Source organism: Kitasatospora sp. SolWspMP-SS2h (assembly GCF_003259315.1).
Lineage (GTDB): Bacteria > Actinomycetota > Actinomycetes > Streptomycetales > Streptomycetaceae > Kitasatospora > Kitasatospora fiedleri.
This window is the reverse complement of the sequence record NZ_QLLT01000010.1, coordinates 62,248-89,060: the sequence shown is the minus strand read 5'-3', so window position 1 is coordinate 89,060 and position 26,813 is coordinate 62,248. Positions and strand designations below refer to the sequence as shown.

25 protein-coding genes are annotated in these 26,813 nt (G+C 75.3%); 17 read left to right on the top strand and 8 right to left on the bottom strand.

Going from position 1 to position 26,813, the window contains the following annotated elements:
- The first annotated feature begins 16 nt into the window (after positions 1 to 16).
- Positions 17 to 1,021, top strand: coding sequence for a DMT family transporter (locus K353_RS14355; RefSeq protein WP_111553982.1), 1,005 nt, complete (start codon positions 17 to 19; stop codon positions 1,019 to 1,021).
- Here K353_RS14355 and K353_RS14350 read toward each other — a convergent pair.
- The 3 genes from K353_RS14350 to K353_RS14335 form a co-directional block, all read right to left on the bottom strand.
- The gene (locus K353_RS14350) at positions 1,000 to 1,497 is read right to left on the bottom strand and encodes a hypothetical protein (protein ID WP_111553981.1); all 498 of its coding nucleotides are present in this window, start codon (positions 1,495 to 1,497) and stop codon (positions 1,000 to 1,002) included. The two genes, K353_RS14355 and K353_RS14350, sit on opposite strands and share 22 nt — an antisense overlap.
- A gap of 274 nt (positions 1,498 to 1,771) precedes the next feature.
- A complete protein-coding gene (locus K353_RS14340; RefSeq protein WP_111553980.1) occupies positions 1,772 to 2,866 on the bottom strand; it encodes a sugar ABC transporter substrate-binding protein in 1,095 nt (364 codons plus the stop codon).
- Positions 2,867 to 3,027: 161 nt separating this feature from the next.
- Positions 3,028 to 4,053 carry an EamA family transporter gene (locus K353_RS14335; protein WP_111553979.1) on the bottom strand — a complete coding sequence of 342 codons (1,026 nt, stop codon included), beginning with the start codon at positions 4,051 to 4,053 and terminating at the stop codon, positions 3,028 to 3,030.
- Between the two features lie 245 nt (positions 4,054 to 4,298).
- Here K353_RS14335 and K353_RS14330 point away from each other — a divergent pair, with 245 nt between their 5' ends.
- Both K353_RS14330 and K353_RS14320 read left to right on the top strand, forming a co-directional pair.
- Positions 4,299 to 5,804 carry a lipase maturation factor family protein gene (locus tag K353_RS14330; RefSeq protein ID WP_233533580.1) on the top strand — a complete coding sequence of 502 codons (1,506 nt, stop codon included), beginning with the start codon at positions 4,299 to 4,301 and terminating at the stop codon, positions 5,802 to 5,804.
- Positions 5,805 to 6,068: 264 nt separating this feature from the next.
- Positions 6,069 to 7,880: a hypothetical protein gene (locus K353_RS14320; protein WP_146616462.1), complete on the top strand. Its 1,812-nt coding sequence runs from the start codon at positions 6,069 to 6,071 to the stop codon at positions 7,878 to 7,880.
- 87 nt (positions 7,881 to 7,967) lie between these two features.
- On the opposite strand, the gene K353_RS14315 is transcribed toward K353_RS14320, so the two are convergent.
- A complete protein-coding gene (locus K353_RS14315) occupies positions 7,968 to 8,429 on the bottom strand; it encodes a nucleoside deaminase (protein WP_111553976.1) in 462 nt (153 codons plus the stop codon).
- 88 nt (positions 8,430 to 8,517) lie between these two features.
- Positions 8,518 to 9,279, bottom strand: coding sequence for a DeoR/GlpR family DNA-binding transcription regulator (locus tag K353_RS14310; protein ID WP_111553975.1), 762 nt, complete (start codon positions 9,277 to 9,279; stop codon positions 8,518 to 8,520).
- A 90-nt stretch (positions 9,280 to 9,369) separates the two neighbouring features.
- Between K353_RS14310 and K353_RS14305 the strand changes: the two genes are divergently transcribed.
- From K353_RS14305 to K353_RS14295, 3 genes are all read left to right on the top strand, one after another.
- Positions 9,370 to 10,653, top strand: coding sequence for an MFS transporter (locus K353_RS14305; RefSeq protein ID WP_233533579.1), 1,284 nt, complete (start codon positions 9,370 to 9,372; stop codon positions 10,651 to 10,653).
- A gap of 112 nt (positions 10,654 to 10,765) precedes the next feature.
- Complete coding sequence (locus K353_RS14300; RefSeq protein ID WP_111553973.1) at positions 10,766 to 11,665, top strand: EI24 domain-containing protein; 900 nt, start codon at positions 10,766 to 10,768, stop codon at positions 11,663 to 11,665.
- Positions 11,666 to 11,767: 102 nt separating this feature from the next.
- Positions 11,768 to 12,964, top strand: coding sequence for a cytochrome P450 (locus tag K353_RS14295; RefSeq protein ID WP_111553972.1), 1,197 nt, complete (start codon positions 11,768 to 11,770; stop codon positions 12,962 to 12,964).
- A gap of 61 nt (positions 12,965 to 13,025) precedes the next feature.
- On the opposite strand, the gene K353_RS14290 is transcribed toward K353_RS14295, so the two are convergent.
- Positions 13,026 to 13,283 (bottom strand): Prokaryotic metallothionein, encoded by a 258-nt coding sequence (locus K353_RS14290; protein ID WP_100839697.1) that lies wholly within the window; start codon positions 13,281 to 13,283, stop codon positions 13,026 to 13,028.
- Between the two features lie 178 nt (positions 13,284 to 13,461).
- On the opposite strand from K353_RS14290, the gene K353_RS14285 reads away from it, so the two are divergent.
- Positions 13,462 to 13,800 carry an antibiotic biosynthesis monooxygenase gene (locus K353_RS14285; RefSeq protein ID WP_158585408.1) on the top strand — a complete coding sequence of 113 codons (339 nt, stop codon included), beginning with the start codon at positions 13,462 to 13,464 and terminating at the stop codon, positions 13,798 to 13,800.
- Between the two features lie 79 nt (positions 13,801 to 13,879).
- Here the strand turns inward: K353_RS14285 and K353_RS14280 are convergent, their stop codons facing one another.
- A complete protein-coding gene (locus K353_RS14280; RefSeq protein ID WP_111553970.1) occupies positions 13,880 to 14,335 on the bottom strand; it encodes an Lrp/AsnC family transcriptional regulator in 456 nt (151 codons plus the stop codon).
- 134 nt (positions 14,336 to 14,469) lie between these two features.
- Between K353_RS14280 and K353_RS14275 the strand changes: the two genes are divergently transcribed.
- A complete protein-coding gene (locus K353_RS14275) occupies positions 14,470 to 15,102 on the top strand; it encodes a LysE family translocator (protein WP_111553969.1) in 633 nt (210 codons plus the stop codon).
- A gap of 110 nt (positions 15,103 to 15,212) precedes the next feature.
- On the opposite strand, the gene K353_RS14270 is transcribed toward K353_RS14275, so the two are convergent.
- Positions 15,213 to 15,668: a MarR family winged helix-turn-helix transcriptional regulator gene (locus K353_RS14270; protein ID WP_111553968.1), complete on the bottom strand. Its 456-nt coding sequence runs from the start codon at positions 15,666 to 15,668 to the stop codon at positions 15,213 to 15,215.
- A gap of 328 nt (positions 15,669 to 15,996) precedes the next feature.
- Here K353_RS14270 and K353_RS14265 point away from each other — a divergent pair, with 328 nt between their 5' ends.
- From K353_RS14265 to K353_RS14225, 9 genes are all read left to right on the top strand, one after another.
- Positions 15,997 to 16,935 carry a ketoacyl-ACP synthase III family protein gene (locus K353_RS14265; RefSeq protein ID WP_233533578.1) on the top strand — a complete coding sequence of 313 codons (939 nt, stop codon included), beginning with the start codon at positions 15,997 to 15,999 and terminating at the stop codon, positions 16,933 to 16,935.
- A 560-nt stretch (positions 16,936 to 17,495) separates the two neighbouring features.
- A complete protein-coding gene (locus K353_RS14260; protein WP_158585407.1) occupies positions 17,496 to 18,524 on the top strand; it encodes an AfsA-related hotdog domain-containing protein in 1,029 nt (342 codons plus the stop codon).
- Positions 18,515 to 19,237, top strand: coding sequence for an HAD family phosphatase (locus K353_RS14255; protein WP_111553965.1), 723 nt, complete (start codon positions 18,515 to 18,517; stop codon positions 19,235 to 19,237). The genes K353_RS14260 and K353_RS14255 overlap by 10 nt, the downstream gene beginning before the upstream one ends.
- Before the next feature lie 153 nt (positions 19,238 to 19,390).
- Positions 19,391 to 20,467: a 3-oxoacyl-ACP synthase III family protein gene (locus K353_RS14250; protein WP_111553964.1), complete on the top strand. Its 1,077-nt coding sequence runs from the start codon at positions 19,391 to 19,393 to the stop codon at positions 20,465 to 20,467.
- A gap of 203 nt (positions 20,468 to 20,670) precedes the next feature.
- Positions 20,671 to 22,062 carry an MFS transporter gene (locus tag K353_RS14245; protein ID WP_111554106.1) on the top strand — a complete coding sequence of 464 codons (1,392 nt, stop codon included), beginning with the start codon at positions 20,671 to 20,673 and terminating at the stop codon, positions 22,060 to 22,062.
- A gap of 179 nt (positions 22,063 to 22,241) precedes the next feature.
- Positions 22,242 to 23,915: an FAD-dependent monooxygenase gene (locus K353_RS14240; RefSeq protein ID WP_111553963.1), complete on the top strand. Its 1,674-nt coding sequence runs from the start codon at positions 22,242 to 22,244 to the stop codon at positions 23,913 to 23,915.
- Positions 23,916 to 23,993: 78 nt separating this feature from the next.
- Entirely contained in the window at positions 23,994 to 24,947 is a 954-nt protein-coding gene (locus K353_RS14235; protein ID WP_111553962.1) for an aldo/keto reductase, read from the top strand.
- Positions 24,948 to 25,003: 56 nt separating this feature from the next.
- The gene (locus K353_RS14230; protein ID WP_111553961.1) at positions 25,004 to 25,984 is read left to right on the top strand and encodes a zinc-binding dehydrogenase; all 981 of its coding nucleotides are present in this window, start codon (positions 25,004 to 25,006) and stop codon (positions 25,982 to 25,984) included.
- A gap of 5 nt (positions 25,985 to 25,989) precedes the next feature.
- Complete coding sequence (locus tag K353_RS14225) at positions 25,990 to 26,664, top strand: MBL fold metallo-hydrolase (RefSeq protein WP_111553960.1); 675 nt, start codon at positions 25,990 to 25,992, stop codon at positions 26,662 to 26,664.
- Positions 26,665 to 26,813 lie beyond the last annotated feature (149 nt).

Below are 26,813 nucleotides of genomic sequence, written 5' to 3'. Positions count from 1 at the left end.
ACTGCTACCGTCCTGCATGTCAGAGAAAGATAGCGCTACCGCACTCCGCCCGATAGCGGTCGGCGGCACCGCCCAGGCCGCCCTCGGGGTGTTCGCCTTCTCGTTCAGCTTCCCCGCCACCGCCTGGGCCCTGGAGGGCTTCGGCCCGTGGACGGTCACCGGCCTGCGCGGGATACTCGCCGGGCTGCTCGCCGGGGCCTGCCTGCTGGCCACCGGCGCCCGCGTCCCGCCCCGGTCCGCCTGGCCGGGCCTGGCGGCCGTCGCGGTGGGCTGCGCGGTCGGCTTCCCACTGCTGTCCACGCTCGCGCTGCGGCTCTCCTCCACCGCGCACTCCGCCGTGGTGATCGGCCTGCTGCCGCTGGCCACCGCCGCCGTCGGCGCCCTGCGGGCCGGGGCGCGGCCCCCGCGCGCGTTCTGGACCGCCGCGCTGGCCGGGGCCGCCGCCGTCCTCGCCTTCACCGTCCAGCAGAGCGGCGGCGCGGGCCTGACCACCGCCGACCTGTACCTGTTCGGGGCCCTGCTGGTCTGCGCGTTCGGCTACGCGGAGGGCGGGCGGCTGGCCCGGCGGATGCCCGGCTGGCAGGTGATCGGCTGGGGCGTGGTCGCCGCGCTGCCCGTCACCGCGCTCACCGGCGCGCTCGCGCTGACCGTCGAACCCGCGCGCTGGAACTGGCACGGCGTCACCGGACTGGCCTACCTGGCGGCGGTCTCCCAGTTCGGCGGCTTCGTCGTCTGGTACCGCGGCATGGCCGCCATCGGCGTCCCCCGCGCCAGCCAACTCCAGCTCGCCCAGCCGCTGTTGACGCTCTGCTGGGCCGTCCTGCTGCTCGCCGAGACACTGCCGGCCACCGCCGTCCCGACCGCCCTCGCCGTCGTCGCCTGCATCGCGGCCACCCAGCGGGCCGGGCGGAACCGGGCCGGTCGGAGGAGGGCCTGGCGGAAGGGGAAGGCGGAGGGGAAAACGGAGAAGGCGGCGGAGCGGGTGCGGGCGGCGGACGGTCAGGCGGTCAGGACGCAGTAGAGATGCTGCCCGTCCTGCTGCGCGCGGCGGGCCAGGACGCCCAACTGGTGGATCAGCTTCATGAGTTCGATCCGCTCGACGCTCTTCACCTCCTCGGTGCGGGCCCACTGGCTGGTGAGCCGGGGCAGCCGCTTGCGCTGCACGCCGGCCAGGGCGTCCCGGGTCTCGTCGGAGAGTTCGACCACCCAGGGGCCGGTCATCCACGGGTCCTCGAAGTCGACGGCGGTGGCCGGGGCCTCCTCGTGCCAGGGCTGCAGGCCGGTCGGCCACACCGAGCGGTCCGGGCCGTCCTTCACGGGGGCCGGGGCGTCCTCCTCGCGCAACGCGGACACCAGGCGGGGCAGCACCACGGTCGGGTCGATCCCCCGGGCCCGCACCGACTCGAACACCTCGGCGGCCGGGCGCTCCCCACCCGTCATCACCTTCCGCACGGCGGCCTCGTCGGCGGCCCGGAAGTAGTCGGTCTGCAGGTCCATGTCGCGACGCTCCCCATCGTTCGGCAAGGCGCCCAGTGCATCACAGCCCGGGCCGCCGCGGGTACCGCGTCGCCGTCCTGTGATCTCGCTCCCCGTCGCCGGGAGGACGTTCCGCCCCGGCGGTTCGCGCACCGGCTTCCGCCGGTGAGGGCCGAGCCGGGCCCGGGGCGCGGACGGCGGCCGGGACGGACGAGCCGGCCGGGGCGGGAGGTTCCGGCGAGGTGGAGCGGGCGGGGCGGCGCCCCCGCACAAGGTGCCGCGCCGCCCGCTCCGGTCAGTAGGAGCCGGGGATGCCGGCGTCCTTGCAGGCCTTGGCGAACTGCGGGGTGCAGATGTCCTCGGCCTTGTAGAGACCGCCGTCGATCACCGTCTCGGCGATCTTGTCCTTGGTGACGACGACCGGGGTGAGCAGCATCGAGGGGATCTGCTTGTCGCCGGACTGGGTGACGGCGGCCGCCACCGAGGTGATGTCGATCCCCTTGACCAGGTAGACCGCCATGTTGGCGGCCGCCTCGGCCTCCGGCTGGTACGGCTTGTAGATGGTGTACGCCTGATCGCCGGTGAGGATGCGGCGGATCGCGTCCAGCGAGGCGTCCTGCCCGCCGACCGGCACGTCGGTGCGCCCGGCCTTGTGCAGGGCGTCGATGATCGCGCCGGCCATGCCGTCGTTGGCCGAGTACACGGCCTGGAAGCCGTTCTTGCCGAGCTTGGAGACGGCCTCGTCGATCTTCGCCGAGGCGACCTCGGGCTTCCACTCGCCGGACTGCTCGTAGGCGATCCGCTTGACCTTGCCGTCCAGCGCCAGGTGCGCGCCGGTCTTGAAGGCGGCGGCGTTGGGGTCGGTCTCCGCACCGTTGATCATCAGGATGTCGGAGTCGGCGGGCTTCTTGCCGGCCTTGCCCATCGCGTCCAGCAGGGCCTGGCCCTGGAGTTCGCCGGTGCGCTGGTTGTCGAAGGAGATGTAGGCGACCACGTCGCCGGCGGCCAGCCGGTCGTACGCGATGACCTTGGTGCCCTTCTTCTTCGCCTCCTCGACCCACGGCGCGGTGACGGCGGCGTTCACCGGGTCGAGCAGGATCACCTTGACCCCGCGCGAGAGCAGGGCGTCGAACTGCTCCTTCTGCACCTTCTCGTCGCCGTCGGCGTTGGCGTAGTCGAGGGCGCACTTGGTGCACAGCCCCTCGACGGACGCCTGGATCAGCGGCTTGTCGAACGCTTCGTAGCGGGTGGACGAGGATCGCTCGGGCAGCAGCAGTCCGATGGACTGGTTGCCCGAGGACGAGGGCTTGTCGTCCCCGCAGGCGGCGAGCGACAGCGCCATCGACACGGCGGCCGTGCCGATGACGAGTCGACGCGTCATCGAGTTCATGGTGGGTGGTGCCTCCCTGACAGCGCCGTGTCCCTACGGCGAGGTGAAGGGGAGTCAAGCCCACCCATCATGTGTCGTCAAGAAGTAAATCATTGGTGGGGGTGATTCAGCCAAGTCGTTACCTTCTTGAATGCAATCCGGGAGATTTGCCTACGGAGCGTTCACCGCTCGTTACGGGCCACCAGGAACACGCCACCGACCACGATCGCGCCGCCGAGCATGATCGGCCAGGTCAGCGCCTCGGAGAGGAAGAGCCAGCCGAGGAAAACCGCCACCACCGGATTGACGTACGCATAGGTGGCCACCAGGGTCAGCGGTGCGCGCTGTAGCAGCCAAGCGTAAGACGTGAACGCGACAATGGATCCGAACAGCACCAGGTACACCAGCCCCGCCCACGATCCGGTGGACACCGCCCCCGGGTCGAACCGGCCCGGCTCGCCCCGGACGAACGACAGCGCCAGCGCGCCCAGCGCGCCCGCCAGCATCTCGTACACGCTCGCCACGAACGGGTCGGCCGGCATCGGCAGCCGGCCCGCCAGCACCGAGCCCAGCGCCCACACCACCGCGGCGACCACCACCAGCAGCAGCCCCGACAGCCCGACCTCGCCGGTCAGGCCCGGCGCGGTCAGCACCACCAGGCCCACCAGCCCGAGCAGCACCCCCGCCAGGGTGGTCCCGCCGGTCCGGACCCCGAACACCCGGCGCAGCAGCACCACCCAGAGCGGCACGCTCGCCACCATCAGCGCCGCCAGCCCCGACGGCACGGTGCGCTCGGCCAGCACCACCAGCCCGTTGCCGCCGACCAGCAGCAGCGCGCCCACCAGGAACGCGGAGCCGAACTGGGGCCACGTCACCCGCAGCGCCCGCCACCCCTGACGGACCGCCAGGCCCGCCCCGAGCAGCAGCGCCGCCGCGCCGAAGCGCAGCGCGCCCGACAGCAGCGGCGGCATGGTCTCCACCACCACCCGGATCGCCAGGTAGGTCGACCCCCACACCACGTACACGACGCCGAGCGCCGCCCACACCGCCGCCCCGAGCCCGCCCGGGGGGACGGCGGCCCCGGCCGTGGAGGCGGAGGCGGAGGCGGAGGCGGGAGCGGGAGCGGAGGGCGCGTCGGAGGGGGGTGCCCCCGGGGCCGGACAGTCGGGGTCGGCGTCGGCCGGGGTCTGCGGGGAGGGCGCGGACATGGGCGTCTCCTGGTCTTGGTCCTGACACGGGCGTTCGGCGGAATGACACCACACTCCGCCCGCGCCCGGCAGGGAGTTCCAGCACCCGGTACGGGTCACTACGGGCGAATCCCCTCCACCGCACGCCGGACAGGGCCGACCGGATGAACCGGCGCACCACCGCGCCCCCGGCCGGGCCGCCCCGGCCGCGCCGGATGGTAGGCATGGGGGCGGGCCCTGGCGCAGCCGATCGGAGGAGCGGCCGCATGGCATGGTTCGCCGCACCCGAGTACCGGCTCGCCCGCGAGCTGTTCCTGCGCCTGCTCGCCCTCGTCTACGGCTGCGGATTCCTCGCCGCCGCCCGGCAGTTCCGCGCCCTGCTGGGCAGCCGCGGCCTGCTCCCGATCCCGCGCTTCCTGGCCCGCGTCCCGTTCCGCCGCGCCCCCAGCCTGTTCCACTGGCACTACAGCGACCGCCTCTACGCCGCCCTCGCCCGGACCGGCCTGCTGCTGTCCGCCGCCCTGCTCGCCGGAGCCGCGAACCTGCTGCCGCTCGGCGCGGCGATGGCGCTCTGGGCGCTGCTCTGGGTCCTCTACCTGTCGATCGTCAACACCGGGCAGACCTGGTACGCCTTCGGGTGGGAGTCCCTGCTGCTGGAGGCCGGGGCGCTCGCCGTGTTCCTCGGCAACGACCGGGTCGCCCCGCCGCTGCCCGTGCTGTGGCTGCTGCGCTGGCTGCTGTTCCGGGTCGAGTTCGGCGCCGGACTGATCAAGTGGCGCGGCGACGCCTGCTGGCGCAAGCTCACCTGCCTCTACCACCACCACGAGACCCAGCCCATGCCCGGCCCGCTCAGCTGGTTCTTCCACCACCTGCCCCGGCCGCTGCACAAGGTCGAGGCCGCCGCCAACCACGTCGTCCAACTCGCCGTCCCCTTCAGCCTGTTCCTCCCGCAGCCGATCGCCTCCGACGCCGCCCTGCTGATGGTCGCCACCCAGCTGTGGCTGATCGCCTCTGGCAACTTCGCCTGGCTGAACTGGCTCACCGTCGCCCTCGCCCTGTCCGTCCTCGACACCGGCACCCTGCGCCGCGCCCTGCCGGTCGGCCCCGACCACGGCTACCCGGGCCAACCCGCCTGGTACCAGGCCCTGGTGGCCGCGTACGCGCTGCTGGTGCTCGCCCGCTCGTGGCAGCCCGCGCGCAACCTGGTCTCCCCGCGCCAGCAGATGAACCGCTCCTGGGACCGCCTCCACCTGGTCAACAGCTACGGCGCGTTCGGCTCGGTCAACCGGACCAGGTACGAGATCGTCCTGGAGGGCACCCGCGACGCGCGCGGCGCGGACGGCTGGCAGGAGTACGAGTTCCCCGGAAAACCCGGTGAAGTGCGCCGCCTGCCACGGCAGTTCGCCCCCTACCACCTGCGGCTCGACTGGCTGATGTGGTTCGCCGCGATCTCCCCGTCCTACGCCCGCCCCTGGTTCCTCCCGCTGCTCGCCCGCCTGCTCGTCAACGACCCCGCCACCCTGCGGCTGCTGCGCCGCAACCCCTTCCCCGACGCGCCGCCCGCGCTGGTCCGGGCCCGCCTGTACCGCTACCGCTTCACCGACGGCCCCGAACTGCGCGACACCGGCGCCTGGTGGCACCGCGACCACGTCCGCGACCACCAGCCGCCCGTCGGGCTCGCCGAACTGCGCCGCTTCCTGCCCGCGGACGCCGCCCCCGGCCGTGCCCCCGGTGCCCCCGGCGCTCCCGGCGTCCCCGGCCGGACGAGCTGAGAGCGCCGATGACCCCACCCAACGCCCGGCCCCCACCCCGGCGGGGCGTACTGTCGGTGCCGCTCCCTACCATGCGGACCACGCGGACGGGCCCGCGCCCACCGCCACCGGTCCGCCGCGGCCCGGCATTTCACGGAGGGCCGGTGCGTGCACGGCTCGAACGCGCACCCGTATTCTGGCCTCCCGCGACGCCACCACCGCCGCAACCACCCCACCCGCCCCGCCAGTCCTTCTGCCCGCCAAACGCCACGAACCGGACTTCACATGACAGTGCGCACCCTGAACGACGCCGACGACGCCGCGTCCGCGACCGCGTCCGCGACGGACGGCGAGACCCGCCAGAGCACCCGTGAGGAACTCGGCCGCTTCGCCGACCAGGGCGGCTTCACCCTCACCGCCGACGCCAACCCCTGGCTGGAGGCCGCCGAGACGCTCACCGGGCCCGAGGACGCCCGCGCCGCGTCCACCGTCCTCGCCGAGCTCCGCAGCCGCGACACCCGCGCCATCGGCCAGGCCGCCAACGCGATCGCCGCCAAGGCCGGCCTCGACATCCCCGACACCCTCGGCGGCCTCGCCACCCTGCTCGAACTCCTCCAGCGCGTCCACGCCACCAGCGCGACGCTGCGCACCGAGGTCTACGAGCAGGACCTGATCGAACTCGCCGCCGCGACCGGCAGCGCCGCCTACCGCAAGGACAGCGGCGCCAAGCTCGGCTGGAACCGCCGCCGCCAGCTCCGCGCCCAGGCCCGCGCCCTCGCCGCCGCCGGCACCCGCCCCGGCCGCGCCGACCTGCACGCCGCGCTGGTCGCCGCCGCGGCCACCCACCGCGACTGGAACATCCTCTCCACCGCGGCTTCCCGCCCCGCGGTGCCCGTGGACGGCACCCTGCTCACCGAGACCGCCAACGTCGTCGAGTCGCTCACCGACGCGGTCCGCTCACTGGCCCGCCTCCTCCCCGAGCGCGCCCTCGACTCCCTCCCGCTCGCCGAACTCGCCGAACTCGTCGACCGCCTGGCCGCCGACGAGGGCACCCTCTACCGCCTCTCCGCCCTGCGCCAGCTGCGGCTGGAACTCGCCGAGCAGGGGCTCACGGAGCTGCTGGACGAGTTGCACGAGCGGCGCGCCGACAAGGACGCTGCGCTGGCGGCGTACGACCGGCACGTCGCCGCGAAGGCCGCGCTGGCGGCGGGACCGCGGGCGGCTGCGGAGGCGGAGGTCGAGACCGCTGTCGAGGAGACGGTGGTGGAGACCGAGGCTGTCGCGGTGGAGACCGAGGCCGTGACCGTGACCGAGGCGGAGACCGAGACTGAGACCGAGGCTGAGGTCTCGGAGCCGGTGGCCGAGGAGCCGGCGGTGGAGACCGAGGTTGAGGTCGCCGTCGAGGAGTCGGTGATCGAGGTCGAGGCTGCTGAGGCTGCTGCTGAGGAGCCGGAGGCGGAGATCGCCGTCGAGGCCGTTGAGCCGGTGGCGGAGACCGAGGTCGAGGCCACGGTCGAGATTGCGGAGCCGGAGGCCGTCGAGGCTGAGGCTGTTGTGGTCGAGGCCGAGGTGGCGGAGCCGGAGGCCGTTGAGGTCGAGGCTGTCGCCGTTGAGGCCGAGGTCGTGGAGCCGGAGCCGGAGGCCGAGGCTGTGACGGTCGAGACTGAGGCTGTTGTGGTCGAGCCGGAGCCGGAGCCGGAGCCGGAGCCGGAGGCCGTCGAGGTCGTGGAGCCGGAAGCCGTCGTGGCGGAGCCGGAGCCCGAGGTCGAGCCCGTTGCGGTGGAGCCGGAGGCCGTGGAGCCCGAGGCTGCTGTGGTCGAGCCCGAGCCCGAGGCCGTGGAGCCGGAGCCCGAACCCGAGCCCGAGGCTGTTGTGGTGGCGGCCGGGCCGGTCAAGCCCGAGTTGACGCCGGGCAAGCCGATCACCGGGTACTCCGCGGAGGAGCTGGTCGCGCTGGTGGCCTGGCTGGACGCGGACGGGGAGAAGCGCAGTGACGACGAGTTGCTGCGGGCGGCGATGAAGGAGCTCGGGTTCGGTCGGCTCGGGCCGCGGATCAAGGAGGCGCTGGGGGCCGCGGTGGCTTCCGTGCGGGCCTGACGGTCCGTCGGGAGTGGGGTGTTCCGCCCGTCGTCGCGCCTGGTGCGCGGCGGCGGGCGGTGCCGTTCCGGTGGGGGCGGCCGGGGGTCATGCGCCGATGTCCTCGGACCAGAGGTCGGGGCGGGCGGTGACGAAGTCGGTCATCAGGCGTACGCAGCGCGGGTCGTCGAGCAGGGTGATGCCGGTGCCGTGGGCGGCGAGCCAGTCGTGGCCGCCGGTGAAGGTGGTGGACTCGCCGATCACCACGTGGCCGATGCCGAACTGGCGGACCAGGCCGGAGCAGTACCAGCAGGGCGAGAGGGTGGTGACCATCACCGTGTCGCGGTAGCCGCGCAGCCGTCCGGCGTCCCGGAACGCGGAGGTCTCGGCGTGCAGGGACGGGTCGCCGTCCTGGACCCGCCGGTTGTGTCCGCGTCCGAGGAGCCGCCCGTCTCGCCGGAAGAGCGCGGCCCCGATCGGGATGCCGCCCTCCGCGAGTCCGGTCTCCGCCTCGGCCACCGCGACGTCCAGCCACGTCCGGGCCTGCTCCGCCGTCACTCCGCCGTCCACCGGCCACCTCCGTCGTCCGTCCCGCCGCTCTTCGGCGTCCACCTTCTCCGGGTACCCGGTGCGGGGCCCTCCGCCACGCCGGGCGGGGTCAGGCGACGGTGACGGCGACGCCGGCGGCTTCGAGGGCGGCGAGTTCGGCGGGCGGGGCGGTGGGGTCGGTGACCAGGGTGTGCAGGTGGTCGGTGGGGACGGCGCGGGCGAAGGCGGTGCGGCCGAGTTTGCCGCCGTCGGCGGCGGCGAGGGTGCGGCGGGCGGCGGCGGTGGCGGCCCTCTTCACGGTGGCGTCGTCGAGGTCGTAGGAGGTCAGGCCGTCGGCGGCGCTGAGGGCGCAGCAGCCGAGGACGGCGGTGTCGAAGCGCAGGGCGGAGAGCGAGGCGAGGGTCAGCGGGCCGGTCAGGGCGCCCTCGGCGGCGCGGGGCTGTCCGCCGGGGACGATCAGGGTGGCCGGGCCGGGGGTGTCGCCGAAGACGTGGATGGCGGGCAGCGAGAGCGGCATCACGGTGACGGGGCGTTCGCGCAGCAGGCGGGCGAGTTCCAGGCAGGTGGTGCCGCTGTCGAGGACGACGGTCTCGCCGTCGGCGATGAGGGCGGAGATCCCGGCGGCGATCCGGCGCTTGGCGTCGACGGCCTCGCGGGCGCGCAGCGCGAACGGGGGTTCCTCGCCGCGCAGCAGCAGGGTGCGGGCCCCGCCGCGGAAGCGTTCCAGGACGCCCTGCGCGGAGAGGGCGTCCAGGTCGCGCCGGATGGTCATCCCGGAGGCGCCGGTCAGCTCGGCGAGTTCCGGAACGGTGGCGCTGCCCGCGTCCCGGACGGTCTGGGCGATCAGGGCGTGCCGCTCCGCGTTGTTCATACCGAGATTGAACCGCACCGCACAACGCACAGGCAATCTGTTCGATACCGCCACTTTCGAACATCCAGGATGTTCGTTATGGTCGTCCGCATGGAACGCTCGCTCCGGGCCGCTCGCGTGGCGACCTACGTCTACTTCGTCCTGTGCGGCACCCTGATGGGCGCGTGGGTCGTGCACATCCCCGCGATCGAGACCCGGGTCGGCATCGGCCACGCCGCGCTCGGCGGCCTGCTGGTGCTGCTGGGCCTCGGCGCCTTCGGCGGCATGCGGGCGGCCGGACCGCTCACCGACCGCCTCGGCGCCCGGGCCGTCGTCCCGGCCTCCGGCGTCCTGTGCGCCGCGTCGCTGGTGCTGCCCGCCCTGGCCCCGGACCCGTGGACGCTGGCCGGGGCGCTGCTGGTCTTCGGCTTCGCCAACGGCTGCCTGGACGTGAGCATGAACGCCCACGCCGTGCACGTGGAGCAGGCGTACGGGCGTCCCGTCATGTCCGGCTTCCACGCCACCTTCTCGGTCGGCGGCGTGATCGCGGCCGGGGCCGCCGCCGCGTCCGCCGCCGCCGGGCTCGGCCCGGCCGCCACCCTCGCCCTCCTCGGCGCGGCCGGCGCCGCCACCGCCCTGCTGACCGCCCGCGGCCTGCTGCCCGGCGGCGCGGCGCCGACCGGGGACGGGCCCGCGCCCGAGGCACCCGGGGCACCGGCCGGGACGCCCGGGACACCGGCCGCGTCGGCCGAGACGCCGGCCGCGTCCGCCGGGTCGTCCGCCGACAGCGGCGTCCGCCGCCGGATCAGGGTCCTCGCGGTGCTGGCGCTGATGGTGATGCTCAGCGAGGGCGCCGCCAACGACTGGAGCGCCCTGCACCTCAAGGACGTGCTCGGCGCGCCCGCGAGCACCGCCGCGTTCGCCTACGGCACCTACGCCGCCGCGATGACCACCGGGCGCCTGCTCGCCGACCGGGTCTCGGCCCGGTACGGGGCGGCGGCCGTCCTGCGGTACGGCGCGGCCACCGCCGCCGTCGGCATCACCGCCGCCGCCCTGACGCCCTGGGTGTGGGCGGCGTTCCTCGGCTGGGCGCTGTTCGGCCTGGGCCTGTCCGGGTGCGTCCCGCAACTGTTCAGCGCCGCCGGGCACGCCGACCCGGCCGCCGCGGGCGCCAACGTCTCGCGGGTCGCCGGGCTCGGCTACCTCGGCATGCTGGCCGGCCCCGCCGTCATCGGCTGGCTCACCCACCTGACCGCCCTCAACCACGCCTTCCTGCTGCTCACCCTGCTGTGCGCCGTCACCGCCGCGGCGGCGGCCGTCCTGCGCCCCGCCGGGCCCGCCGCCGCCCCCGCCGCGCCGGCCCGCGCGTCCGCCCCGGCGGGCGGCCCCCGCTAGACCGCCCGTGCGGCCCGGGCCGGGGCCGCACGGGTCCGCGCGCCCGGCGCTGACGGCCCGTCAGGGGCGGGTGGGCGTCCGCCGGGGTTGACGGTTCCTCTAGGGTGCGGGGATGCGAGATTTCGGGGCGGGACTGCGGTTCCTGTTCAGCGGGCAGCGGTGGGTGGCGCGGCACGGCCGGTGGTGGGGCTTCGGGATGATCCCGGCGCTGATCGCCCTGGTCGGGTACGTGGTGGCACTGGCGGTGCTGATCGTCTACGCGGGCGACCTGGCCGCCTGGGCGACGCCGTTCGCGGACGGCTGGAGCGAGCCGCTGCGCGACGCCGTGCGGACGGTCGTCGCCGTGCTGGGGGTCGTCGCGGGCGGGCTGCTGTCGATGCTGACCTTCACGGCGGCGGCGCTGCTGATCGGCGAGCCGTTCTACGAGTCGCTGTCGGCGAAGGTCGAGGAGACCGAGGGCGGCGGCCCGCCGGAGCCGGACGTCCCGCTGTGGCGCCAGCTCTGGGTCGCGGCGCGGGACAGCCTCGCGGTGCTGCTGCGGGCGGCGGCGTTCGGGATCGTGCTGTTCCTGTGCGGGTTCATCCCGGTGCTGGGGCAGACCGTCGTCCCGGTGGTGGCGCTGTGCGTGTCCGGCTTCTACCTGGCCGCCGAGCTGACGGGCACCCCGCTGCAGAAGCGCGGCCTGTCGCAGAAGCAGCGGCTGCGGCTGCTGCGCTCCCGGCTGCCGATGACGCTCGGCTTCGGCGCGGGCCTGGCGCTGCTGTTCCTGATCCCGGTGGTGACGGTGCTGGCGATGCCGGGCGCGGTGGCGGGCGCGACGCTGCTGGCCCGGGAGCTCTCCCCGTACGAGCCCGAGGGGGCGCGACGCCCGGAGGATGCGGACCCGGACACCGGCGCGGACGCGGAGGACGCGGACGCGAAGCACGGCGGCGGCGAGCTGCCGCGGCCGGGCCGGGGGCCGTACGCCGACCCCTACGCCGCCGACCCCCACCGCGCCGACCCGCGGGCCTGACGGCGGACGGTCGGGTCGGCCGGGGCGATCGCCGCGGTCGGGACGGTCGCCACGTGTCACGGTGATTTGACTCAGCGTCACCGGTTGCGCGATAACGTCCCCATGGCCGTCACCGTGCACGCCGCCCCGCGCGGCATCGATCTCGGCGACCCCGCGTTCTGGCGGCTCCCCGAGGAGGCCCGGGCCGCGGCGTTCGCCCGGCTGCGCGAGCGTCCCGGCCCGGTCGGGTTCACCGACCGGGCGACGGGGCGGCGCTGCTGGGCGCTGGTCCGGCACGCCGAGGTGACGGCGGCCGGCCGCGCGCCGGAGGTGTACCTGTCCGGGCCGGGGGCGGGCGGGCCGGAGCCGGGCCGGTGGGCGCGGGCGCTGTTCGGCGGCTCGCTGCTCGACCTGGACGACCCCCGGCACGCCGACCTGCGCTGGACGGTCGGTCGGGCGTTCACGCCCCGGCTGCTGGCCGCGGTCGAGCAGGACGTCCGGGCCACCGCCGCCGAGCTGGTCGACCGGCTGGAGCGGGAGCGCCCGACCGACTTCGTCGCCGCCGTCGCGGCCGAACTCCCGTACCGGGTGCTCTGCTCGATGCTGGGCCTCCCGCCGGAGCGCCTGCGCCGGGCCGCGGACCGGTCGGACCGCGACGACACCGCCCGGGCCGGGTCGGCGCTCCGGCTGGCGGTCCGGCGGGCGGTGGCCGCCCCGGCCCGCGAACGCCGCCGCCGACCGGCCGACGACCTGATCTCCGCCCTGGTCGCCCCCGGCCCGGACGGCCGCGGGCTGGACGTCCGCGAACTCACCGCGTTCTGCACGCTGCTGCTGGACCTCGGCGTCCGGGCCACCCGCGACGCGCTCGCCCGCGGCCTGCACCTGCTGACCGTCCACCCCGCCCAGCGGGCCCTGCTGCTCGGCGACCTCGACGCCCACCTGGGCGGCGCGGTCGAGGAGGTCCTGCGCTGCGCCACCCCGGTCGACCGGCTGCGCCGCACCGTCGCCGTCGACCACCGCCTCGCCGGCCTCCGGCTGGCCGCGGGCGACAGGGTGCTCCTCTGCTACGGCTCCGCCAACCGCGACGAGTCGGTCTTCCCCGCTCCCGACGCCTTCGACATCACCCGCTCGCCCAACCCCCACCTCGCCTTCGGCGGCGGCCCGCACTTCTGCCTCGGCGCCCACCTGGCCCGCCTCCACCTGCGCGCCCTGCTCCGCGAACTGCTCACCCGCCTCCCGGAGATCCGCGCCACCACCGCCCCCGACACTGTCCCGTCCGCGACCGGCCCGCGGGTCCGCTCGCTGGGGTTCACCTTCTGAACGGACGGCGGGGCGGCCACCGCGCACAGCGGTGGCCGCCCCGGGGGCCGGGTGGCGGGGTTCAGGACGGGCGGCTGCCCACCGCGTCGCGGACCTCGGCGCCCAGGACGCTGTTGGCGCGGGCGCAGTGGGCGCCGCAGAAGAAGCGGCCGGCGACTTCGACGCCGTGGCCGACGATGCGGACGGTGCACTGTTCGCAGCGGGGGGCGAGCTTCTCCATCGCGCATTCGAAGCTGTCGAAGACGTAGGTGTCGCCGGTGATCGTCTTGATCTCGAAGGACAGCCAGTAGTCGTTCTGGCACACCACGCAGATCGCCATGTCGGGGCTCCTCTCGTCGTACGGGTCCACCGCCGAGTCTCGGCCCGGGGCGGGCGGGCGGCAATCGGCGGCGGTCCGAACGGAGAGAACCGGAGAGAACCGGAGGAACCGGAACGAAACGGCGGGGGTCCGTCCGATCATGGGCAGCGGGGTCCGGGGTCCGGCCGAGGAGGCCGAGATGATCATCCGAATCCGGGAGGCGCAGGTCGCTCCGCACCGGGCCGAGGACTTCTGCGCCAGGCTCGCCTCGACCGTGCTGCCCGACCTCGGCCGGTGGGACGGCTTCCTCGGCGGCGAACTGCTGCGGGCCCGCGCCGACGGGGACCACCGGGTGCAGATGATCACCCGCTGGCGGGACGAGGAGGCGCTGCGGGCGTACGCCGGGCCGATGTGGCGGATCCGGCCGGTCTGGTCGGAGGGCGAGCTGCGCGAGCTGGAGCACCCGCCGACGGTGGTGCACTTCCACTCGCTGCGCCGGATCGAGCAGGTCCCCGGGGAGTCCGCGGCCGCGGCCTGAGCGGTGCGGTGAGGACGGTGCGGGGAGGGCGGCGCGGGGAGGGCGGCGCGGGGCACCGGGGGCCACCGGGGGAGGGGGCTCAGGCCACCGGGATGCCGGTGTCGGCCTTCACCTGCTTCATCGTCAGGTGCGAGTGCACCTGCGCGATGCCCGGCAGCCCGGAGAGCACGTCGGTGACGAAACGCTCGTACGCGGCGAGGTCGGCCACCGCGACCCGCAGCAGGTAGTCCGGGTCGCCGAACAGGCGGTGCGCCTCGACCACCTCCGGCAGCTCGGCCACCCGGCGCTCGAACTCGGCGACGGTGGCCCGGTCCTCGTGCCGCATCACCACCGTGACGAAGGGCTGGAAGCCGCGTCCGACGGCGGTCGGGTCGAGCCGGGCGCGGTAGCCGCGGATCACGCCCTGCCGCTCCAGGTGGCGCACCCGGCGCAGGCACGGGGACGGGGTCAGGCCGACCCGATCGGCCAGGTCGGCGTTGCTGATCCGGCCGTCCTGCTGGAGCTCGTGGAGGATTCTGCGGTCGAGGCGGTCCATGGCGCAACATTCTGCCAGAGCAGGGCGGTGACCAGCGAAAACGGGACATCGGCTGCCAACGGTGGACGGCTAGCGTCCGGGTGCTGAGATTTTCCCCTCCCGATGCTCCCCCGAACGCCCTCCCGAAGGTGCCCATGGACCCGCACGCCCTGCTGCTCTTCCTCGGCGTCGACGTGCTGCTGGTCTGCACGCCCGGCCCCGACTGGCTGTACATCGCCGCCCGCGGCCTCGGCCAGGGCCGCCGCGCCGCGCTCACCGCCGTCACCGGCGTCTGCGCGGGCTACGCCGTGCACACCCTGCTCTCCGCCGCCGGGCTGGCCGCCGCACTGCGGGCCGTCCCCGCGCTGCTGCCCGCCCTGCGCCTGGCGGGGGCCGGCTACCTGGTGCTCCTCGCCGCCGGGATGCTGCTGGCCCTGCGCCGGGACGGCGGCGGCGCCCGGGCCCTGGCCGCGGCCGGTCCGCAGCCCGCCCGGACGGTGCTGCGGCAGTCGCTGCTGACCGCGCTGCTCAACCCGAAGGGCCTGCTGCTCTACCTGTCGCTGGTCCCGCAGTTCGTCACCCCGGACGGTGGGCTGCCGGTCGGCGGGCAGGTCGCGGCGCTCGGCGCGGTCAACGTCCTGTGCTGTGCGGCCGTCTACTCGGCGGTCGCCCTGGCCGCCGCCCGCCTCGGCGGCCGGTTCGGCGCCACCCCGGCGGCGGCGCGGCGCCTGTCCGCGGTCTCGGCGGTGCTGCTGCTGGCCGTGGCGGGCGTGACGGCGACCGCCTGAACCCGCGCGCCCCGACCGGGGTGACGGCGCGTCAACTGCCTTGATATGCAACCGGAGTGGGGCCGGGGCGAGGATCGCGGTCCGGGGCGGGGCCGGGAGCCGGGGCGGGCTCAGGAGTCGGCGTGCTCCGACAGGACCTCGATGGCGATGGTGAGCTGCTTGCGGAAGGCGGCCAGGTCCTGGTCGTCGAAGGAGTGCATCAGACGGCGCTCCACGGCTACGGCTTCGCGGTCCGCCTTGCGGAGCAGGGCCGTGCCGGCCCGGGTGAGGCGGAGCAGGAGGACCTTGGCGTGGTCGGGCGAGTTGGTCCGGCTGATCAGCTTGCGCTGGTCGAGCAGCGAGATGACCCCGTTCATGGCCTGCGCGGTCACGCCGCAGATGCGGGCCAGCCGGGCGCCCGAGATGTTCGGGTTCTCCGCCAGGAGGAGCAGGGCCGAGTACTGGGGGACCGTCAGGCCGAAGGGGCGCAGCACCCGGTTCTTCTCGGCGATCAGGGCCTGTTCGGCCTGCTTGATGAGACTGCCGAGCCGCTGGTCGAACGGCAGCTCCGACTCCGTCGTCGGCATCTTTCCTCCTTGGTGGGACCCCGGTGCGCAGTTCGGACATCCGTGCACGGTTCGGACGTCGGCGGCCCATTGGTTGCTCCAGGCTACCGGTTCGGATGCGTCGGGTGAAGCTCCTTACCTTGTCTTGTGTCAGGGTCAGGGGAGAAAAAATCTAATGACACTTGAATCAAGGTCATGATAGCTTTCAGCCACCGCCGGAGAGCGGCGGCAGGTCACACGGGGGGAAGCCATGTATTTCCGGGAGGTAAAAGGCGGTGGTGAGAGCAGAAGCGGAATACGTTCTGCTGTTCTGCATCTCCCACCCCGGCACGACACATCGGGCGCCGCTGTGCTGGCCGGTCGGGCCGACGCCGACGAGGTGCGGCGGGACGGCTACCGCCGGCTGCCGGTGGACGACCGGCGCGCGGCACCGGACCTCGCCGTCGAGGCGGGGCGGACGGCGCTGGAGCGCGCGGGGCTGACGGCCGACCGGCTGGGCCTGGTCGCGCACGCCTGGATCCACCACCAGGGCCACGACTTCTGGTCCCCGGCGCACTACGTGGCCTCCTCGCTGGGGGCGCGCAATGCCGAGCCGGTCGGCGTGCAGCAGATGTGCAACGGCGGCGCGGCCGCCCTGCGGATCGCGCTCGACCGGATGGCGGCCGACCCCGGGGTGGAAGCCGCCCTGGTGACCACGGCGGACAGCTTCCCCGCCCCCGGGTTCGAGCGCTGGCGCGCCGACTACGGTGTGGCGTACGGCGACGGAGGCACCGCCCTGCTGCTCACCCGGGAGCACGCCCGCTACCGGGTCGCGGGCCTGGCGACCGTCGCCGCGCCCGAACTGGAGCTGATGCACCGGGGGGACGACGCCTTCTCCGCGGCCCCGCGGCAGCACGGTGCGGCGCTCGACGTGCGGCGCACCAAGAAGGCGTTCCTGGTCCGGGCGGGCAAGGAGGTGTTCGCAGAGACGGTCGACCGCTCGCTGCGCCGTGCGGTGACCGGCGCGCTGGAGCAGGCCCGGCTGGGCCCGAACGCCACCCTGCCGGTGGCCCTGCCGCGCCTGGGCCGCTCGGTCCTGGAGAGCGCGTACCTACCCGCCCTGGCGGGGCTGGTCGAGGGCGAGGTGCTGGACTTCGGCCCGGACACCGGCCACCTCGGCGCCGGTGACGCCGCCGCCTCGCTGGCGGAGGCCGACGCCCGGGGCCTCGTTCCACCCGGCGGCCACCTGCTGGTCATCTCCGCCGGTGCGGGCTTCACCTGGACCGCCCTGGTCGTCCAGGCCCTCTGACACCCCGACACCCCGACACCCCGACGTCCCGACCCGGCCCGGCGTCCCGAGCCGGCGTCCCGACCCCGCGTTCCGATCCAGCGTCCAGGCACAGCGCCCCGATCAGACCTCCCGACCCGTTCCCCTGACCCGTTCTCCCGACCCCGCGTCCGGTCTCCGGCGCTCCCGTCCGGTTCCCGACGGGCCGGGTCCGCAGCACAGCCAGGTCCCCTCCTCCCGGTGCGGCAGCGACGCCGCTCGCCCGGGCCGAGCCGTCGGCCACCGAGCCGACCCCTTCGCTCCCCTCCTCGCGTCCTCGTGGACCCCGCGTGCAGTGCGGCACGCCGGAGGGGACGCCCCCCGTACGTCCTGACCCCACCGGAGCCGTCCGGCACGCCGTCGTGCCCGGTCCGGTGCCGGACGATCCCGCGGCTTCCCGCGGTGAGCCCCGTCGTCGCCGTGCCCGGCACGCGGGGGCCGGTCGTTCCGGAGCCTCGGTGATCCCTCTTCGATCCCTCTTCAAGGAAGGTGTCCCAGTCATGCCGTCCACCGCCCCGTCTCGCCAAGAGGCGTCCGCTTCCGTGTCGACACGGATCTCCACGGTGCTGCCGCCGGCCGGCACGGCCCTGCCGCGCACCGACAGCACCATCGACCGCGCCCTGGTGCACCGCAGTGCGCTCAGCGAGGTCTTCGTCACCGCGATGGTCCCCGACCCGCGCGGCGGCACCCTGGCCTCGGCCCAGCTGCCGAGATCGCACGCCTACTGGGGGGACCACTCGCTGGCGCCCGCCTGTCACGATCCGGTGCTGCTGATGGAGGTCTGCCGCCAGGCCGCCCTGGCCGCCTCGCACCTCCAGCACGGGGTGCCCCGGACCGACAAGTTCATCCTGACCCACCAGGACCTGCGGATCACCCGGCCCGAGCTGCTCGCCCGCGGCACCAGGCCGACCACCCTGCTGCTCCGGCTCGACCCGGAACGGGTCCGGGAGCGCGACGGCCGCACCACCGGCGTCGACTACGTCCTCACGCTGGCGGTGGCCGACGGCTCCGGCGCGGTCCAGGACGCCGGCCGGGCCACGGTCGGCCTGCGCTTCAAGGCGGCGGGGGAGTACCAGGAACTGCGGCTGCGCGGCCGGGAGGGCCGCCCGATGGGCTCCACCGCGGACTTCGCCACCGGCGCGGTCGCGGGGGAGCCGGTGGCCGCGCCGCTCGTCGGCCGGCGGCTGCCGGAGAACGCGGTGCTGCTGGACGTGACGGCCACCGGCCGGGGCGCGACGTCGACGCTGCGGATCGCCGGCGACCACCCGAGCCTGTTCGACCACCCGCAGGACCACCTGCCCGGCATGGTGCTGATCGAGGGCGCCCGCCAACTCGCCCTGTACACCGTCCGGGAGCACATCGGACTGGCGCCCGGGAAGGTCCGGGTGCAGGCGGTCGACGCCCGGTACGAGCGCTTCGCCGAGCTGGACTCGCCGCTGCGCCTGGAGGCGCTGCTGCCCGACTGGGAGGCGCTGCTGTCCGGCGCGCCCATCCCGGTCGAGGTGCTGGCCACCCAGGACGGGGCCGCCAACTGCCGGATCGTGGTGGACCTGGAGCTGGCGTGCCGCTGACCCTCGCACCGGCCGGGGCCCCCACCGCCGTGGCGGCCCCGATGGCCTTCTTCGACGTCGACGAGACGCTGATCGCGGTCAAGAGCATGTTCTCCTTCCTCCGGTTCCACCTGGAGCGCCGGGGCGAACGGCCGGAGACCTACGACGCGCTGGTCGGACAGCTGCACGCGGACGCCGCCGCCGGGACGCCGCGCCACGAGATCAACCGCCGCTACTACCGGCTGTTCGCCGGGGAGCGGGCGACCGAGCTGGCCGCGTCCGGCCGCGCCTGGTTCGAGGACGCCCTGCGGGGCGCGGCGGAGGCCGGCGGGTCGCTGCTGCTGGCGGAGCCGGTCGCGCACCTCAGGGCGCACCGGGCCCGCGGCACCGCGGTGGTGCTGCTCTCCGGGTCGTTCTTCGCCTGCCTCGACCCGGTCGCCGAACTGCTCGGCGCGGACGGGGCGTTGGGCACCCGGCCGATCGTCCGCCGGGGCGAGCTGACCGGCGAGGTGGTCGGGCCGATGATCGGCGGCCGCAAGGCGAGGGCCGCCACCGCGGCGGCCTGGCTGCGCGGCGCCGACCTCGACGCCTGCCTCGCCTACGGCGACCACGCCAGCGACCTGCCGCTGCTGGAGGCCGTCGGCCGCGGCCTGGTGGTCGGCGCGGACCCGGTGCTCGCCGAGGCCGCCCGCACCCGCGGCTGGCAGTTCCTGGACGCCGCCCCCGGGCACTGAGCCCCGCCGACCGCCGCGCACCCCCGGTGCCCGTCCGCCGCCGCGCACACCGCCGTGCGCGGCGGCCGGCGGACCGCACCGCAGCGCCCCCCGGCACGACGCACCAGCACAGCCGGCACCGCCAGCACCGTCAGCACAGGAGGAGAACACCCCATGCCCCCGTACAGCCAGGCCGACCAGGCCCCCGCCGTCGGCATCCTCGGCACCGGTTCCTACCTGCCCGAACGCACCGTCCCCAACGAGGAGATCGCCCCGGCGGCCGGGGTCGTCCCGGAGTGGATCGAGAACCGCACCGGCATCGTGGCGCGCCGCCGGGCCGCGCCGCACCAGGCCACCTCGGACCTCGCCGCGCTGGCCGCGACGCGCGCCCTGGCGGCGGCCGGACTGCCGGCCGACCGGGTCGACGTCATCGTCCTGGCCACCTCCACCCCCGACCACCCCCAGCCCGCCACCGCCAGCATCGTGCAGCACCTGATCGGCGCCGGGCAGGCCGCGGCCGTCGACGTCAACGCGGTGTGCAGCGGCTTCGTCTACGCGCTGGCGATGGCGGAGGGCCTGCTGCGGGTCCGCGGCGGCGGCCACGCGCTGGTCATCGGCGCCGACGTCTACTCCCGGATCCTCGACTACTCCGACCGCCGGACCGCCGTCCTGTTCGGCGACGGGGCCGGCGCGGTGGTGCTCGGCCCGGTGGCGGCCGACCGCGGCCTGCTGCACACCGTGCTGCGCGGGCACGGCGACGAGCACCGCCTGATCAGCGTCCCGGCGGGCGGCAGCCGGACGCCGCCCTCGGAGAGCACGGTGCGCGAGGGCGGCCACTTCTTCCGGATGGACGGGCGCGGGGTGCGGGAGTTCGTCTCCGCCGAGCTGCCCCAGGCGATCGCCGAGCTGCTGCGGGAGAACGGGCTGCGCCCCGAACAGATCGACCACTTCGTCCCGCACCAGGCGAACGGCGAGATGCTGCGCAGCCTGCTGCCCAGCCTCGGACTGCCGGAGTCGGCGCTGCGCCTGACGGTGCGGGAGTTCGCCAACACCGGGTCGGCCTCGGTGCCGATCACGCTGGACGCGGTGTTCGCCTCGGGCGAGCTGCGGCCGGGCCAACTGGTGCTGCTGGCCGGTTTCGGCGGCGGCATGAACGTCGGCCTCACCCTGCTGCGCTGGGGCGTGGACGCGCCCGCACCCCTGCTGAGCAGCGGTCGGAGCGGTCAGGGGCGGCACGTCCTGACCGTCTGACCGGCCGCCCGGCCGTCCGGACGACCGGTCGGCCCGGTCGTCCACACCGTGGCATGTGTCAGGGTCTTTATATTTGACCTACCATCGCTATAGACTCAACCCTCGATACCGCGTGAAGCGTCTATGGCCAATCAAGGACAAACCAGGAGTCCACCGTGACCGTCGTGCAAGACCTCGAACCGGTGCAGACCGGTGACGAGCAGATGTCGCAGCGTCAGAAGGCGATCCTGCTCGTACTACTGGCCACCCAGTTCATGCTGGCCGCAGACTTCTCCATCCTGAACGTCGCGGTGCCGGAGATCGGCTCCTCGCTGCACTTCTCGCTGAGCAGCCTGCAGTGGATCGTCACCGCCTTCGCCCTCACCGCGGCCGGGTTCACCCTGATCTTCGGCCGGGTCGGCGACCTGCTCGGCCGCAAGCGGCTCTTCCTGGGCGGCATGGCGCTGCTCGGCCTCTCCTCGCTGCTCGGCGGCCTCGCCCAGACGCCCACCCAGCTGATCGTCGCCCGGGTCGGGCAGGGCCTGGCCACCGCCATCACCACGCCCTCGGCGCTGGCCCTGATCACCACGTCCTTCCCCGAGGGCAAGCTCCGCGAGCGGGCGATGGGCCTCAACGGCGCCCTGATGTCGGCCGGCTTCACCGCGGGCGCCATCCTCGGCGGCGTGCTGACCGGCCTGCTCGACTGGCGCTGGGCCTTCCTGATCAACGTGGTCGTCGCCGTCGCCGTCCTGGCCGCCGCGCCCCGGCTGCTGACCGAGAGCCGCTCCGGTCAGCGGGTCTCGATCGACCTGCCCGGCTCGCTCACCGTCTGCACCGGCCTGGTCGCCCTGGTCGTCGGCATCACCCGGGCCGGCGAGCACGGCTGGACGGAGACCTGGGTCCTCGTCCTGCTGGCCGCCGCCGCCGCGCTGCTGGTCGCCTTCTGGGCGATCGAGCGGGTCACGGCCGAACCGCTGCTCCCGGTGCGGCTGCTGGCCCGCCCCACCATCAGCTGGGGCAACATCGGCGGCCTGGTCACCTTCACCATGATGTCCTCCGTGGTGTTCCTGATGACCCTCTACCTCCAGGACGCCCTGCACTACTCGCCGCTGGTCACCGGCCTGGCGTTCAGCGGCCTGGGCACCGCGGCCTTCTTCGGCGGCCTCCGGACCGCCCGGATCATCGGCCGCCTCGGCAGCCGCACCGCGCTGGTCCTCGGCCTGGTCATCCAGGGCGTCTCCACCGCCGCGCTGCTGCTGATCGGCACCGACCACGGCCCCGGCCTGACCCTGATGATCGCCGCCACCACCGTCGGGGGCTTCGGCCACGTGCTGTCGATCGTCTCCTTCATGGTGACCGGCACCCTCGGGGTCTCCGACGACGACCAGGGCCGCGCCACCGGCATCACCTCGATGACGCAGCAGGTCGGCATCACCATCGGCATCCCGATCATCAGCACCCTGGCCACCAGCCGGATCGCCGCCGCCGGCCACGGCGAGAGCGCGGTCGCCGAGGGCGTCCGCACCGCGATCGCCGTCGACGCCGGGGTGGTGCTGCTCGCCGCCCTGCTGATCGGACTGTTCCTGCGCAAGCGGCACTTCTCGGCCGCGGCCTGACGGCCCGACCCGCCGACCGGCCGGCACCGTCCCTGACGGCCGGTCACCCGGGGGCGGGCGGCGCCCCGTACCGCCCGCCCCACCGTCCGGCGGAGTCCGCACCGTCCGACCGCGTCACGCACGTCCGCACCGCCCGCACCGCCCGCACCCACCGCACCGGAGGAGAAGAGTTGAGCGCCATGGAGCCCGATCGGCCGGTCGGCAGCAGCGAGGTGTTGATCGTCGGCGCCGGCCCGGTGGGCGTCGCCCTGGGCTGCGACCTGCTGCAGCGCGGCGTGCGGGTGCGCCTGGTGGACAGCGCCGCCGCGCCCGCCCCGGCTCCCCGGTCCCGGGCCGTGCTGGTCTGGCCCCGCACCCTCGAACTGCTGCGCGGCATCGGCGTCGCGGAGCGCCTGGCGGCCACCGGGCACCGGCTGACCGGCATCGGCTACCGCTCCGAGGGCCGGCTGCTCGGCCGGGCCGCGGTCGATCGGATCGCCGACACCCCGTACCCGTTCGCCGCCACCCTGCCCCAGTACGAGACCGAGCGCCTGCTGCTGGAGCGCCTCGCCGAACTCGGCGGCACCGTCGAGCGCGGCGTCGTCCTCGAGGACCTGCGCCAGGACGCCCGCGGCGTCACCGCGCGGCTGCGCCACCCCGACGGCAACGAGGAGCAGGCGCACGCCCGTTGGCTGGTGGGCGCGGACGGCGCGCACAGCTCGGTGCGCAAGAAGCTGGGCATCGGCTTCGACGGCGACACGGTGGACGTCACCTTCGGCATCGCCGACGCGCCGATCGACGGCCCGGCCGCCCGCGACACCCTCCACTACTGCTACACCGCCGACGGCGCGCTCGGCGTCGTCCCGCTGCCCGACGGGCTGTTCCGGGTCGCCATCAGCATCCCGCACCGCGACCCGGCCGAGCCGCCGCCCGCCGGGGTGTTCGCCGAAGCCCTGCGGCGGCGCGCCCCCGGCCTGGGCGAACTGGGCGAACCCCGCTGGACCGGATCGTTCCGGGTCCGCTGCCGGATCGCCGACCGCTTCCGCGACGGCCACTGCTTCCTGGCCGGCGACGCCGCACACATCATCAGCCCGGCCGGCGGGCAGGGCATGAACTACGGCCTCCAGGACGCCTTCAACCTCGGCTGGAAGCTGGCCGGCGTGCTGCGCGGCACCCTCGACGCCGCGGTGCTCGACAGCTACCACCGCGAACGGCACGCCGCGGTCGCCCGGGTCGCCGCCGTCACCGCCGCCCAGACCCGCTGGGGCATGATCGCGGGCGGCCCGCGCCGGGTCCTGCGCGACACCCTGGTGCGCGGCGCGGCCCTGGGCGGCCTGCTGCGCCGCCGGATCGCGCCGATGATGGCCCAGACCGACGTCAGCTACGCGGCGGACGGCCTCCGGCGCGCCCGCCCCGGCCACCCGCGGCCGGGCGACCGGCTGCCGGTCTTCGCCCCCGCAGCCCCTGAAGCCCCCGAAGCCCTCGGCGCCCCCGAAGCCCTCGGCGGACCCGCCGCCCCCGCCACGTCCGCCGCCCCGGCCGACCCCGCGCTCGACCGCGACGGCTTCACCGTCCTGGTCCGCCGCCCGTCCGGCCCGTCCGGCCCCGCCGGAGCCGACGACCGGGGCAGTGCCGCGGTGGCCGCCGCGCTCGCCGGACGCCCCGCCGTGGTCCGCACCGTGGACGACACCGCGTCCGCCACCCTGCTCCGCGCGTTCGGCCCCCGCCCCGTCCTGGTGGCGCTCCGCCCGGACGGCCACGTCCAGTACGTCGCCCCGGCCACCCGCAGCGGCTTGGCCGACCTGGTCCGGCACCTCGACGGCCTGGCCCCGCGCACCCGCACCGCCCCGGAGCCCGCCGCCGCCCGCGGCTGACCCCGGCTCCACTCCACCCGCTCCACCCCACCCCACCCGCCCCGCACCTCCGCACGACGTCCAGGGAGACGAACCGCGATGCACACCACCACCCTCGGTACCACCGGACCCGCGATCGGCCGGATCGGCCTCGGCTGCATGGGCATGTCCTGGGCGTACGACGAGCCCGGCCGGGACGACGCCGCCTCGATCGCCGTCGTCCACCGCGCCCTGGACCTCGGCGTCAACCTCATCGACACCGCCGACGCCTACGGCCCGTTCACCAACGAGTACCTGGTCGGCCGCGCGCTGGCCGGGCGGCGCGCGGACGCGGTGCTCGCCACCAAGGTCGGCCTGGTCGTCGACGGCAGCCGCACCATGCACCGCAACGGCCGCCCCGAGCACATCCGGGCCTCCATCGACGCCTCGCTGCTGCGCCTGGGCACCGACCACGTCGACCTCTACCAGCTGCACCGGGTCGACCCGGCCGTCCCGCTGGAGGAGTCCTGGGGCGCGATGGCCGAGGCCGTGAAGGCGGGCAAGGCCCGCGCCATCGGCCTCTCCGAGGTGAGCGTCGCGGAGATCGAACGGGCCGCCGCCATCCACCCGGTGGCCTCCGTGCAGTCCGAGTTCTCGCTCTGGTCCCGGGACGTCCTGGAGAACGGGGTGCTGGCCCACACCGCCGCGCACGGCATCACCCTGCTGCCCTTCTCGCCGCTCGGCCGCGGCTTCCTGACCGGCGCGATCCGCAGCTCCGCCGACCTCCCGGCCGGCGACTGGCGGCACGGCAGCCCGCGCTTCCAGCCCACCGAGATCGACGCCAACCAGGCGCTGGTGGAGCGGATCGAGGGCGTCGCCGCCCGCCTGGGGACCGCCCCGGCCCAGGTCGCGCTGGCCTGGCTGCTCGCCCAGGGCGGGCACGTCGTGCCGATCCCCGGCACCAAGACCGCGCGCTACCTGGAGCAGAACGCCGCCGCGGCCGAACTCGCCCTGGACGCCGCCGTCCTGGCCGAGCTGGACACCCTGCCCGCCCCGGCCGCGCCCCGCTACTGACCCGGCTTCGTCCGCCCCACCCCACCCCGTCCCACCTCTCCCCAGGAGCAGACCCCATGCGTGCTGTCCTCTTCGACCGCTACGGCGACCCCGACGTCCTCACCGAGGCCGAACTGCCCGTGCCCGAGCCCGGCCCGGGCCAGATCTCCGTCGACGTCACCCACGCCGGGGTGAACTTCGCCGAGGTGATGTTCCGCCGCGGCCAGATCCAGGTCGGCCTCCCGCACGTCCCCGGCCTGGAGGCGACCGGCACGGTGCGGGCCGTCGGCGAGGGCGTCACCGGGCTGCGCCCCGGGCAGCGGGTCGCCGCGCTCACCCTGGACGGCGGCGGCTACGCCGAGGTCGTGCTGGCCCGCGCCGACCTGACGGTCGTCCTGGAGGGCCCGCGGGCGATCGCCGACCCGGCCCTCGCCGCCGCCTTCCCCTGCAACGTGCCGGTCGCCCTGGGCCTGCTGGAGTCCGCCGCCCGGCTGCTCCCCGGCGAGAGCGTCCTGGTGCTGGCCGCGGCCGGCGGGGTCGGCACCGCCGCCGCGCAGATCGCCCGCCGGGCCGGCGCCTCCCTGGTGCTCGGCGCCGCGAGCACCGTCACCAAGGCCAAGTACGCCGCCGACTTCGGCTACGACGAGGTCGTCCCCTACGAGGCGCTGGCCGAGCTGGTCGCGGACCGCACCGACGGCCGCGGCGTCGACGTGGTCCTCGACTCGGTCGGCGGCGAGCAGCGCGCCGCAGCGGCCGGGCTGCTGGCCCCGCTGGGCCGCCAGCTGATCTTCGGCGACGCCGCCCAGCAGGACGCGCCGGTCCAGCCCGACCACCTGTGGTTCGGCTCCCGGGCCCTGGTCGGCTACAACATCGGCGACCTGGCGCACCGCGCCCCCGAGCTGGTGCGCGGGCACCTGGAGCGGGCCGCCGAGCTGGTCGCCGCCGGTGACGTCCGGGTGGACTTCACCGAGTTCGCCCTCGCCGACGCCGCCGAGGCCCACCGCACCCTCACCGACCGCTCCTCCACCGGCAAGCTGGTGCTGCGGGTGAACGGCTGATCCGGATGCTCCTGTTCTCCTTCCCGGCCGGCGGCTTCGGCACCAACTGCTACGTGCTGGCCGCCGAGCCGGGCGGGCCCTGCCTGGTGGTCGACCCCGGGCAGGCCGCCACCGACCCGCTGCTGCGGCTGTTCGCCGAGCACCGGCTGGAGCCGGCGGCGCTGCTGCTCACCCACGGGCACATGGACCACAGCTGGTGCGCCCGGGAGCTGGGCGCGCGGACCGGCGCGCCGGCCGTGCTGCACGCCGCCGACCGCTTCATGCTGGCCGACCCGGCCGCGCCGCTGCCCCCGACCTTCCCCGGCCGCCTGCTCGCGGGCTACCCGGAGAGCGAACCGGAACGGCTGACCCTCCTGGAGGGCTCCGCCGACCTGGAACTGGCCGGACTGCGGGTCCGGGCCCACCACAGCCCGGGGCACACCGAGGGCTCCACGATGTTCCGGGTCGACCCGGTCCGGGACGGCGACCCCGCCCTCCTGTTCACCGGCGACACCCTGCTCGCCGACCGCCTCGGCGACTCCGGCCTCCCCGGCGGCAGCCGCACCCGGCTGGAGTCCTCGCTGCGCCGCGTCTGCGGCCCGCTGGACGACAGCACGGTGCTGCTCCCCGGCCACGGCCCGGCCGCCGCGCTCGGCACCGCCCGCAGCGGCCTCCCGCTGCTGCGCGGCGAGGCCGCCTGAACCCCCGTCGCGCCACCGGGCTTTCCCCCGGACCCGGTGGCGCGACGGGCCCACCCACGCCCGGGACCGGATCGCGGACGGCGCGGGATCGCGGACGGCGCGGGGTCGCGGACGGGGCGGGAACGCGTCAGCGGTGGTGCCGCGGATGC